This window comes from Streptomyces sparsogenes subsp. cuspidosporus (genome assembly GCF_039532705.1).
In the GTDB taxonomy this organism is placed as follows: domain Bacteria; phylum Actinomycetota; class Actinomycetes; order Streptomycetales; family Streptomycetaceae; genus Streptomyces; species Streptomyces sparsogenes.
On record NZ_BAAASD010000061.1, the window covers coordinates 30,329 to 41,462 of the forward strand.

Here is an 11,134-nt window from a genome sequence, read left to right on the forward strand (position 1 = left end):
ACCGGTGGACGCCCGTCGCCTGGCACCATGACGGGGTGACCGCACCGTTGACTCCGCACGACCGGCCTCAGCCCCATCAGTCCCTGCCGCACGACCAGTCCCCGCCTGGAGGTGCTGTGCCCCACCCGTCCGCTCCGGACCACTCCGCCCCGGACCCCTCCGAGCCGGGCTCCTCGGCTCCGGACCCCTCCGAGCCCGGTCCCGAGCTGCGCGCCGAGCTGGTGCAGGCGGCGCTGGTGGCGATCGGGGTGGCGGTGAGCGGGGTGCTGCTCGGGCTGGTGTGGCTGTGGCTCGCGCCGCGGGTGCCGCTGGTCTGGATCGGTGACGGGATCTACCCGAAGGACGCCGAGGGCGAGCAGGCGATGGGCGCGGACGGGGTGTTCACACTGTGGGCGCTGGCCTTCGGGGCCGTGTCCGCGGCCGTCGTCTTCTGGTTCTTCCGGCGGGGCGGCATCGCGCTGGTCGTGGGTCTCGCGATCGGCGGGGTGCTCGCGTCCGTGATCGCCTGGCGGCTGGGGGTGTGGCTCGGGCCCGCGGCCGACATCAAGGCGCACGCCAAGGACGTGGGCCGGAACGTGACATTCGACGCCCCGCTGAAGCTGGGCGCCAAGGGGGCACTGCTGGCCTGGTCGTTCGCGGCCATGGCGGTCCACCTGGGGCTCACCGCGCTGTTCGGGCCCCGAGACGAAGAGCCGGCGCAGCCGGCCGGCTGAGCGGTGCGGGGCGGTCGGCCCAGCTCGCCGTTGGCCGGGGGCACCTCCCAGCGGTAGCTGGGGGAGAACCGAGCCCTGAAAAAGGGGCTAGAACCGCGCGATGGGTGCCAGCACCGCGTCCGTGAGGGCCGCGAGGTCCCCCGGCGACAGCTCGACCTCCAGCCCGCGCCGCCCCGCCGAGACGCAGATCGTCGCGTGCTCGGAGGCCGACGCGTCCAGCGCGGTGGGCAGGCGCTTGCGCTGCCCGAGCGGGGAGATCCCGCCCAGCACATAGCCCGTGGCGCGCTCGGCCGCCGCCGGATCCGCCATGGCCGCGCGCTTGCCGCCCACCGCCGCCGCGAGGGCCTTGAGGTCGAGCGTGGCGGAGACGGGCACGACCGCGACGGTGAGGCCGCCGTCGACGCTCGCGACGAGGGTCTTGAAGACCCGGGCCGGGTCCACGCCGAGGGCCTGCGCGGCCTCCTCGCCGTACGAGGGGGCCGCCGGGTCGTGCTCGTACGCGTGGAGCGTGAAGGCGGTGCCGGCGGCGGTCAGGGCGGTGGTGGCCGGGGTGCCGGCGGAGGTCTTCTTCTTGGCCATCTCGGTGGGGGCTCAGTTCGGGCTGGTGGGGTGGCGGGTCAGATCGACCGCCGGAAGCGAGGGGAGCTTACCGATGACCGCGCTCTCCGCGCGCAGCAGTTTCAGCTCCTCCGCCAGCCGGCTCGCGGTGTCGGGGGCCTGGAGCAGCCGCTGCTTGGCGGGCGTGTCCAGCACGGCGGCGGCCGCGACCAGGTAGGACAGCACGGACGGCTCGTCGGGCAGGTCCTGCTGGGCGGCCAGGGTCCGCTCGCGGGCGCCGGCCAGCCGCTTCTGGTAGGTCCGGAAGGCGCGTACGACCCCGGAGGCCAGCGCCCCGGCGCCGTCCCCCGGCTTCTCGTCGAGCTCGTCGATCTCGGCCGTCAGGTACGGGCCCGAGGCGTCGACCGAGCGCAGCTCGAAGCGGGTGGTGCCGGTGGCGAGCACCTCGAAGGTGCCGTCCTTCTGCTTCCGGATGGTGGCCGCGTCCGCGACGCAGCCCACGGCGTGGAAGGACTTCATCGGGTCCGGGCCGAACCCCGCCGCCGCGCCGCGCTCGGGCTCGGCGGTGGGATCGGGCAGGCCGACGGCGGTCGTCGCGACCTCGCGGCCGTCCCGGATGGCGATGACGCCGAAGCGGCGCGGCACGTCCTCGGGCAGCGCCAACAGGTCGCGCATCATGGCGCGATACCGCTGCTCGAAGACGTTCAGGGGCATGACGAGCCCCGGGAACAGCACCGTGTTCAGCGGGAAGAGCGGAAGGCGCGCGGAGGTCACGGGCGTTAAGCCTAGTCGTCCCGCGCGCTCCGATCACTGGCGGCGCAGCAGCCGGGAGGCTCCGGCGGCGACCGTGGTGGCCAGGACCCAGCCGAGCATGATGGTCACGATGGCCGCCCACTGGACCGCGCCGTCGGGTTTCCAGTAGCCGTCCTGGCCCAGATCGATCACCGGGAGCAGCAGGTCCAGGGTGTACAGGGAGGCGTTCCAGTGGGGCGACTCGGCCGGTTTGATGGCCTCCGGTCGGTTGTGGGCGAAGAACACCGAGCCGATCGCCCACAGGACCGCCATCCACACCGCGGCCCGGCCCGGGCGGTAGCCGTAGGCCACGGTCCAGTCCTGGAGGTAGCCCCACAGCTTTCCGGCCAGCGGCAGCGTCTCCCGGCGCCGGCGCTCCTTGGCGAGCAGCACCTCGCGCGCCTCCGAGTCCTCGCCGCTGCTGCGCATCGCCTGGGCCAGCATCTCGTACGGGCCCCGGGAGAACTCGGGGGTGGCGGCCGCCACCCACTCCAGCCGCCGCGACAGCGGGAAGTGGCCGACCGGTATCAGACACTCGTACGAGAAGCCCGCCATCGCCAGGCCGCCGGGGCCCGGCCAGCTCACCGACTTGTCAACCAGGTTGACCACCCGCGCGCCGGAGAGGATCACCCGCCCCCGCTGCGGCCGCTCGCCGACGAACCGCAGCTCGGGCGTCTGGATGCGGCGCAGCGACAGCTCCTGGTCGTTCTCCATGACGAAGCGGGCCTGGTCGAAGTCGACCGCGTCGCCGAACCGCCCGTCGTCCAGCCGTATCCCGCCCTCGCACTCGAAGCGCTGGATGCGGGTGCCCCGGGTCGGCGTGTTGCTGGTGCCGTACGGCGGGGTGGCGCCGCCCGAGTAGTTCGCCACCCCGGCGGCGGTGAGGTAGAGGCTGCGCTCGACGGTCAGCTGCGGCGCGTTCAGCGCGTGGCGCCCGTAGGGGTTGCGCAGCTGGGCGCCGCGCAGGCTGAGCGACACGCCGATCTGCGCGCCGCGCAGCCTCAGCTCGCCGTGCGACTCGATCATCTCGGCCTGGAGGTCCTGGCCGACGGTCAGTCCGTCGGCGCTGATCGACAGGCCCCGCCGGTCGCGGCGCACCACTAACTGGTTGAGCAGCAGGTCCGTGCCGATGTGGGCGTCGGTGAGCCGGATGCCGTGCTCCACCACACAGCGCGGCAGATGCAGATCGCCCTCGGTGCGCAGCCGGGCCCCCTCCAGCCGCGGCAGCGCGCAGCCGACCAGGCGGAGGGTGGTGAAGCTCGTCTCGGGGAGCAGCACCTCCTGCTCGAAGCGGCAGTTCTTCATCTCCACGTACGGCTCGATGGTGCCGCCGGCCAGGTCGAGCTGGCCCGTGATGTGCACCCCGTTGAGCTTGAGCGCGGCGACCCGGCCCGGCTGCGGGGTGGGGCCGTCGAGCAGCAGGAGGGCGACGACCCGGGCGCGCACGCTGCGCTCGGGCCCCCAGGCGTAGGGGCCGGAGGGGTCGTTCCGCTGGGGGTGGGCGGTGCGCAGATCGTGGGTGCTGCCGTTGCGGAACGCCTGCCACATGCCCCACTCCGCGGTGGTCAGGTCGAGCCCCGGGGGTGGATCGCCGTCGTGTGGCTCGGTCACAGCCGTGTCCCCTCCTGTTCTCCGTACCCCCGTACGGATCCCCATTCCCGCTGAGTAACCGCTTGAACGCTCGCGGTCAGAGTCAACTTAGACCGTCCGGCAGCGGTACGTATCACTGACTGATACGGGGGGCGGGCCGCCGGTGCGGGTCTGAGACAATTGATCGCGTGATCTCCCGAATCGATCTGCGCGGCGCCGCCTTCCCGGAAGGCGGGATCGACCGCGACCTGCTGCCCCGTGCCGAGCTCGACGTCGAGGCCGCCCTGGAGAAGGTGCGTCCCATCTGCGACGACGTGCGCCATCGCGGCACCGCGGCGCTGATCGACTATGCGCGGCGGTTCGACGGGGTGACCATCGAGCGGGTGCGGGTCCCCCGGGAGGCGCTGACGCGCGCCCTCACGGAGCTGGACCCGGCCGTGCGGGCCGCCCTGGAGGAGTCCATCCGGCGCGCCCGGCTGGTCCACCGCGAGCAGCGGCGCACCGACCACACCACGCGGGTCGTGCCGGGCGGCACGGTCACCGAGCGGTGGGTGCCGGTCGAGCGGGTGGGGCTCTACGTTCCGGGCGGTCGGTCGGTCTACCCGTCCTCCGTGGTGATGAACGTGGTGCCCGCGCAGGAGGCCGGGGTCGGCTCGATGGCCGTCGCCTCGCCGCCGCAGAGTGAGTTCGGCGGGCTGCCGCACCCCACCATCCTGGCCGCCTGCGAGCTGCTCGGCGTGGACGAGGTGTACGCGGCGGGCGGCGCCCAGGCCGTCGCCATGTTCGCCTACGGCACCGAGGAGTGCCGCCCGGTCTCCCTGGTCACCGGGCCGGGAAACATCTATGTGGCCGCGGCCAAGCGGCTGCTCAAGGGGCGGATCGGCATCGACGCCGAGGCCGGCCCCACCGAGATCGCGATCCTCGCCGACACCACCGCCGACCCGGTGCACGTCGCCGCCGACCTGATCAGCCAGGCCGAGCACGACCCGCTGGCCGCCTCGGTGCTCGTCACCGACTCCGAGGAGCTGGCCGCGGCGGTCGAGAAGGAGCTGGACGCGCAGGTCGCCGCGACCAAGCACGCCGAGGAGCGGATCCGCCCCGCGCTCGCCGGCCGGCAGTCCGGCATCGTGCTGGTCGACGGCCTGGAGCAGGGCCTGGCGGTCGTGGACGCCTACGCCGCCGAGCACCTGGAGATCCAGACCAGGGACGCGGCCCGGGTCGCGGCCCGGGTGCGCAACGCCGGCGCCGTCTTCGTCGGGCCGTACGCGCCCGTCAGCCTCGGCGACTACGCGGCGGGGTCCAACCACGTCCTGCCCACCGGCGGCTGCGCCTGCCACTCCTCGGGACTCTCGGTGCAGTCCTTCCTGCGCGGCATCCACGTCGTCGACTACACCCGCCAGGCGCTGGCGGAGGTCGCCGGGCATGTGGTGACGCTCGCCGAGGCGGAGGACCTGCCCGCCCACGGCGCGGCGGTGAAGGCAAGGTTCGACTGGAAGGTGCCGGGCGACAAGTGACCGGGATCGACGACCTCCCCATCCGGGACGAGCTGCGCGGCAAGTCCCCGTACGGCGCCCCGCAGCTCGATGTGCCGGTGCGGCTGAACACCAACGAGAACCCGTATCCGCTGCCCGAGGAGCTGGTGGCGCGGATCACCGAGCGGGTCGCCGAGGCGGCCCGCCACCTCAACCGCTACCCGGACCGGGACGCGATCGAGCTGCGCACGGAGCTGGCCGGATATCTGACCCGCACGGCCGGGCACCAGGTCTCCGTGGCCAACGTGTGGGCCGCCAACGGGTCCAACGAGGTGCTGCAGCAACTCCTGCAGACCTTCGGCGGGCCCGGGCGCACGGCCATCGGCTTCGAGCCCTCGTACTCGATGCACGCCCTGATCTCGCGCGGCACCGGCACCGGCTGGATCTCCGGCCCCCGGAACGCGGACTACACCATCGATGTCGACGCGGCCCGCGCCGCCATCGCCGAGCACCGCCCCGACGTCGTCTTCATCACCTCGCCGAACAACCCGACCGGCACCGCCGTCGAGGCCGAGACCGTGCTGGCCCTCCACGACGCCGCGCAGGCGGCGCGGGCGGACGCGGCGGGGGCGCTCGTGGTGATCGACGAGGCGTACGGGGAGTTCAGCCACCGTCCCTCGCTGCTGCCGCTGATCGAGGGACGCCCCCGGCTGGTCCTCTCCCGGACGATGTCCAAGGCCTTCGGCGCGGCCGGGCTGCGGCTCGGCTACCTCGCCGCCGACCCGGCGGTGGTCGACGCCGTCCAGCTGGTCCGGCTGCCCTACCACCTGTCCGCCGTCACCCAGGCCACCGCGCTGGCCGCCCTCGAGCACACCGATACGCTGCTCGGGTACGTCGAGACACTCAAGGCCGAGCGGGACCGGCTGGTGAGCGAGTTGCGCGCGCTCGGCTGCGAGGTGACCGAGTCGGACGCCAACTTCGTACAGTTCGGCCGCTTCGAGGACGCCCACGCGGCGTGGCAGGCCCTGCTGGAGCGGGGGGTCCTGGTCCGTGACAACGGCGTACCGGGCATGCTGCGGGTCACCGCGGGCACCCCGGCCGAGAACGACGCGTTCCTCGACGCGGTACGCGAGCTGATGAAGGAGACAAGCGCATGACCCGCGTGGGCCGTGTGGAGCGCACCACCAAGGAAACCTCGGTCCTCGTCGAGATCGATCTCGACGGCACCGGCCAGGTCGACGTCTCGACGGGCGTCGGCTTCTACGACCACATGCTCGACCAGCTCGGCCGCCACGGTCTCTTCGACCTCACCGTCAAGACCGAGGGCGACCTGCACATCGACACCCACCACACCATCGAGGACACCGCCCTCGCGCTCGGCGCCGCCTTCAAGCAGGCGCTCGGCGACAAGGTGGGGATCTACCGCTTCGGCAACTGCACGGTGCCGCTGGACGAGTCGCTGGCCCAGGTGACCGTCGACCTCTCGGGCCGCCCGTACCTGGTGCACAGCGAGCCGGAGAACATGGCGCCGATGATCGGCACGTACGACACGACGATGACCCGGCACATCCTGGAGTCCTTCGTCGCGCAGGCGCAGATCGCCCTGCACGTCCACGTCCCGTACGGGCGCAACGCCCACCACATCGTCGAATGCCAGTTCAAGGCGCTGGCGCGAGCCCTGCGCTACGCGAGCGAGCGCGACCCGCGGGCCGCCGGAATCCTCCCCTCCACGAAGGGCGCGCTGTGAGCGACGCACACGCGGCCGCCCGGCCGCAGACGACACGCAAGCCGCGCTTTCGCCGCGTGGGCGACCGTGACATCAGCCGCTGCCGCGGCGGGGCGAACGGAATGATGCTGTGAGCGGTCTGTCCACTGTCTTCATCGTTCTCGGTCTGTTCCTGCTCGGCGGGGTCATCTCCTTCGTCAAGCAGGGCCTGCCCAGGAGCGTGATCGTGCTGCTCGGCATCGGGGCGGCGATGTCGCTCACCGCTGGGATCCTTCGGCTGGAGGTGTGGAATTGAGCACGGGCGCCAAGAAGGTCGTCGTCTTCGACTACGGCTTCGGCAACGTACGGTCCGCCGAGCGGGCCCTCGCCCACGTCGGCGCCGATGTGGAGATCACCCGTGACTACGACCGCGCCGCCGCCGCCGACGGCCTGCTGGTCCCCGGGGTCGGCGCCTTCGCCGCCTGCATGAAGGGGCTGCGGGAGGCCCGCGGCGACTGGCTGGTGGAGCGCCGGCTGGCCGGCGGGCGCCCCGTCATGGGCATCTGCGTGGGCATGCAGATCCTCTTCGGGCGCGGCATCGAGCACGGCGTGGAGGCCGAGGGCCTGGACGAGTGGCCCGGCACCGTCGAGCAGCTGAACGCGCCCGTCGTCCCCCACATGGGCTGGAACACGGTGAAGGCCCCCGAGGACTCCCGGCTCTTCGCGGGCCTGGACGAGGACGCCCGCTACTACTTCGTCCACTCCTACGCGGTCCGCACCTGGGAGCTCGAGGTCACCAACCCGAAGATCGCGGCCCCCAAGGTCACCTGGGCCACCCACGGCGAGCCGTTCGTCGCCGCGGTCGAGAACGGGCCGCTGTGGGCGACCCAGTTCCATCCCGAGAAGTCCGGCGACGCCGGGGCGCAGCTGCTGCGCAACTGGCTGGACACGCTCTGACCGGCCCGGCCGCACCCGTCAACTCCGCAAGCCTCACAGCCCTCACAGCCCCGTAGCCCTCACCGTAAGGTCCCCCATGCGCACCCACCGCCTCGAACTCCTCCCCGCCGTCGATGTCCGCGACGGCCAGGCCGTACGCCTTGTCCACGGCGAGTCCGGCTCCGAGACGTCCTACGGCGACCCGCTGGAGGCCGCCCTCGCCTGGCAGCGGGCCGGCGCGGAGTGGCTGCACCTGGTGGACCTCGACGCGGCCTTCGGCACCGGCGACAACCGCGAGCGGATCGCCGAAGTCGTGGCCACCATGGACATCAAGGTCGAGCTGTCCGGCGGCATCCGCGACGACGCCTCGCTCGCCGCCGCCCTCGCCACCGGCTGCACCCGCGTCAACCTGGGCACCGCCGCGCTGGAGTCCCCCGAGTGGGTCGCCAAGATCATCGCCGAGTACGGGGACCGCATCGCCGTGGGCCTCGACGTCCGCGGCATCACCCTGCGCGGCCGCGGCTGGACCCGCGACGGCGGCGACCTGTACGAGACGCTGGCCCGCCTGGACTCCGAGGGCTGCGCGCGCTACGTCGTCACCGACATCGCCAAGGACGGCACCCTCCAGGGGCCCAACCTGGAGCTGCTGAAGAACGTGTGCGCCGCGACCGACAAGCCGGTCGTCGCCTCGGGCGGCGTTTCCTCCCTTGACGATCTGCGCGCCCTTGCGACCCTGGTGCCGGAGGGCGTGGAGGGCGCCATCGTCGGGAAGGCGCTCTACGCCAAGGCGTTCACCTTGGAAGAGGCGTTGGAGGCGGTTTCCGTATGAGCTCACCCGAGAGTGTCCGGCGTGTCCAGGCGGACAGCCCGTGGGAGGAGACCATCGGCTTCGCCCGGGCCGTCGCGGCCGGCGACCGGGTCCTCGTCTCCGGGACGATGCCGCTGGTGGGCGGGGTCCTCCAGGGCGAGGGCGATCCGTACGAGCAGACGCTGGCCGCCTTCCGGAACGCGCTGGACGCGCTGCGGAAGTTCGACCTCGGCGTCGAATCGGTCATCCGTACCCGCATGTACCTCACCCACGCGCGCGATGTGGACGAGGTGGGACGCGCCCACAAGGAGCTCTTCGACGCCGTGCGCCCCGCCGCGACCCTGGTCGTGGTCTCCGGTTTCGTCGACTCGCGCGTCCTGGTGGAAGTCGAAGTAGAAGCATTCCGAGGAGCCGACGCGACATGACCCTGGCGGTCCGAGTCATCCCCTGCCTGGACGTGGACAACGGCCGGGTCGTCAAGGGAGTCAACTTCCAGAACCTGCGGGACGCCGGCGACCCCGTCGAGATGGCCAAGGTCTATGGCGAGGAGGGCGCCGACGAGCTGACCTTCCTCGACATCACGGCCTCCTCCGGCAACCGCGAGACCACGTACGACGTGGTGCGCCGCACCGCGGAGCAGGTCTTCATCCCGCTCACCGTGGGCGGCGGCGTCCGCACCGTGGAGGACGTGGACAAGCTGCTGCGCGCGGGCGCCGACAAGGTCGGCGTGAACACGGCGGCCATCGCCCGGCCCGAGCTGATCCGGGAGATCGCCGAGCGCTTCGGCAGCCAGGTCCTCGTCCTGTCCGTCGACGCCCGGCGCTGCCAGGAGGGCACGGTCACCTCCTCCGGCTACGAGGTCACCACCCACGGCGGCCGCCGTGGCACCGGCGTCGACGCCGTCGAGTGGGCCCAGCGGGCGGCCGAGCTGGGGGCGGGGGAGATCCTGCTGAACTCGATGGACGCCGACGGCACCAAGGACGGCTACGACACGGCCATGATCGAGGCCGTCCGCAAGCACGTCACCGTCCCGGTCATCGCCAGCGGCGGCGCGGGGAAGCTCTCCGACTTCCCCCCGGCGATCGCGGCGGGCGCGGACGCGGTCCTCGCGGCCTCGGTCTTCCACTTCGGCGATCTGCGCATCGGGCAGGTCAAGGAGGCGCTGCGGGAGGCGGGGCACCCGGTGCGGCTGTAGGCCTGGCCTCAGGCCTCCGGGCGGCCGGCCGTGCCGCCGCCCGGAGCGCCGGGCCCCGGCTCAGCGCCCGATGTCGAAGGCGCGCAGCACCAGCTTGCGCTTGGGGTCATCGAGCGGATGGCCGATCACATACAGCTTGTCCCCCCATGTGCCGACGCTCATCATGTCGACACGGTTCAGCGAGTGCCCCGGCGTGTAGAGCACGCCCCGGGACCGCTCCTTGCCGTCCCGTAGCCCGAGGGAGACGAGCGTCGGGTCCCCGCCCAGCTGACGTGCCGCCTTCAGGGCGAGCACCTTGCCGTCCTCCATGCCGACCTGCCGGGTGTTCTTCTTGGACCACAGCACCTCGCCGGTCTTGAGGTCGGTGGCCCCCAGGCCCGAGGTGGTGCCGTAGTTGGACAGCAGCACCGACGCGTCCTTGTCGACGAGCTCCGTGTTTCCGAACTGGACGTTCCCCAGCTTGCCCGTCAGACGGAAGCTCTTGTCCGGCTTTCCGTCTTCCGTATAGGTCTGCAGATAGCGCTTTTCGTCGTCGTTGCCCTCCTGGTCGACCAGGACCAGGGTCAGCGGGTCGTCCCCCACCACCTGCTCCACGTCCCGCTTCTCGTTCGGGAACTTCCAGTTGTCCCCGTACCGCAGGTCGAGGATGCTGAGCTGGTTCTCCGGCTTGGCGTCGCTGCAACTGCTGGAGTAGGCGAGATAGCCCGCGGACCACTCGATGTCGTTCCCGCAGTCGCGGCCGCGCGAGTACACCGTCCACTTCTTGGCGCCCCCGGAGATGGAGTACGCCGACACCCCGCCGATGCCGGCGATCACCGTGTCGTCGCTGACCTGGACGTGCGGCGCGACCGTCTTGTAGCCGCTCGACAGGTTCTTCGACCACAGGGTCCGTCCGGTCTCGGTGTCGAAGACGACCAGGTACGCGCAGTCGTTGCCGCCCGCGTCGTAGACGGCGGCGCCGACACCGTCGGAGTTCGGCTGCGGGGCGATGGCGCACACCTCGCTGGCCCCCTTGGGGGTCTTCACCGTCCACAGCTTCTTGCCGGTCTCGGGGTCGAAGGCGCGTACGCCGTTGTCGTCGGCGTAGACGGGGCCGCGGTTGGTCGTCCACAGGGCGGGCAGTCCGCTGAGGTTGCCCAGGACGTGCGACTCGGGCAGCTCCGTCTGCCACTTCTGGTGCAGCGCGTTCGCCGGTGGCCCGGACTGCTTCGCCGAGGGGCCGCCGGAGCCGTCGGAGTCCGAGGTGTCGTGCCCGGCCACCGCGACCGCGATGCCGCCCGCGATCAGCAGGACGGCGAGGGCGATGGCGGCCGCGACCTTGCCGCCGCCGCGCCGCGGCAGCAGCGGCGGGGGCGGGGGCCACGG

Annotated in this window: 13 protein-coding genes; 9 read left to right on the forward strand and 4 right to left on the reverse strand. The window is 72.3% G+C overall.

Annotated features, from left to right (window positions below):
- The first annotated feature begins 35 nt into the window (after positions 1-35).
- Positions 36-713, forward strand: a complete 678-nt coding sequence (locus tag ABFY07_RS39290) for a DUF2567 domain-containing protein (RefSeq protein ID WP_346179063.1) — start codon at positions 36-38, stop codon at positions 711-713.
- Between the two features lie 87 nt (positions 714-800).
- On the opposite strand, the gene ybaK is transcribed toward ABFY07_RS39290, so the two are convergent.
- From ybaK to ABFY07_RS39305, 3 genes are read right to left on the reverse strand one after another with little or no spacing between them, the layout of a single operon-like run.
- On the reverse strand, positions 801-1,292 hold the full coding sequence (ybaK, locus tag ABFY07_RS39295; RefSeq protein WP_346179064.1) for a Cys-tRNA(Pro) deacylase: 492 nt from the start codon (positions 1,290-1,292) through the stop codon (positions 801-803).
- A 12-nt stretch (positions 1,293-1,304) separates the two neighbouring features.
- Positions 1,305-2,045, reverse strand: coding sequence for an LON peptidase substrate-binding domain-containing protein (locus tag ABFY07_RS39300; protein WP_065958530.1), 741 nt, complete (start codon positions 2,043-2,045; stop codon positions 1,305-1,307).
- Between the two features lie 33 nt (positions 2,046-2,078).
- Positions 2,079-3,674 carry an oxidoreductase gene (locus ABFY07_RS39305; RefSeq protein WP_065958529.1) on the reverse strand — a complete coding sequence of 532 codons (1,596 nt, stop codon included), beginning with the start codon at positions 3,672-3,674 and terminating at the stop codon, positions 2,079-2,081.
- 167 nt (positions 3,675-3,841) lie between these two features.
- Between ABFY07_RS39305 and hisD the strand changes: the two genes are divergently transcribed.
- The 8 genes from hisD (at position 3,842) to hisF (ending at position 9,769) form a co-directional block, all read left to right on the forward strand.
- On the forward strand, positions 3,842-5,167 hold the full coding sequence (hisD, locus tag ABFY07_RS39310; protein WP_346179065.1) for a histidinol dehydrogenase: 1,326 nt from the start codon (positions 3,842-3,844) through the stop codon (positions 5,165-5,167).
- Entirely contained in the window at positions 5,164-6,282 is a 1,119-nt protein-coding gene (locus tag ABFY07_RS39315) for a histidinol-phosphate transaminase (protein ID WP_346179066.1), read from the forward strand. The genes hisD and ABFY07_RS39315 overlap by 4 nt, the downstream gene beginning before the upstream one ends.
- Positions 6,279-6,872 (forward strand): imidazoleglycerol-phosphate dehydratase HisB, encoded by a 594-nt coding sequence (gene hisB / locus ABFY07_RS39320; RefSeq protein WP_065958526.1) that lies wholly within the window; start codon positions 6,279-6,281, stop codon positions 6,870-6,872. The genes ABFY07_RS39315 and hisB overlap by 4 nt, the downstream gene beginning before the upstream one ends.
- A 109-nt stretch (positions 6,873-6,981) precedes the next feature.
- Positions 6,982-7,146: a hypothetical protein gene (locus ABFY07_RS39325; protein ID WP_170066523.1), complete on the forward strand. Its 165-nt coding sequence runs from the start codon at positions 6,982-6,984 to the stop codon at positions 7,144-7,146.
- Positions 7,143-7,787, forward strand: coding sequence for an imidazole glycerol phosphate synthase subunit HisH (gene hisH, locus ABFY07_RS39330; protein WP_065958525.1), 645 nt, complete (start codon positions 7,143-7,145; stop codon positions 7,785-7,787). The genes ABFY07_RS39325 and hisH overlap by 4 nt, the downstream gene beginning before the upstream one ends.
- Positions 7,788-7,863: 76 nt before the next feature.
- Positions 7,864-8,595: a bifunctional 1-(5-phosphoribosyl)-5-((5-phosphoribosylamino)methylideneamino)imidazole-4-carboxamide isomerase/phosphoribosylanthranilate isomerase PriA gene (gene priA / locus ABFY07_RS39335; protein ID WP_346179067.1), complete on the forward strand. Its 732-nt coding sequence runs from the start codon at positions 7,864-7,866 to the stop codon at positions 8,593-8,595.
- Positions 8,592-8,999, forward strand: a complete 408-nt coding sequence (locus ABFY07_RS39340; RefSeq protein ID WP_065958523.1) for a RidA family protein — start codon at positions 8,592-8,594, stop codon at positions 8,997-8,999. The genes priA and ABFY07_RS39340 overlap by 4 nt, the downstream gene beginning before the upstream one ends.
- Positions 8,996-9,769, forward strand: coding sequence for an imidazole glycerol phosphate synthase subunit HisF (gene hisF / locus ABFY07_RS39345; RefSeq protein WP_346179068.1), 774 nt, complete (start codon positions 8,996-8,998; stop codon positions 9,767-9,769). Before ABFY07_RS39340 ends, hisF begins: the two co-directional genes overlap by 4 nt.
- Positions 9,770-9,829: 60 nt before the next feature.
- Here hisF and ABFY07_RS39350 read toward each other — a convergent pair.
- On the reverse strand, positions 9,830-11,134 hold a 1,305-nt coding region (locus ABFY07_RS39350), incomplete at its 5' end, for an outer membrane protein assembly factor BamB family protein (protein WP_346179069.1).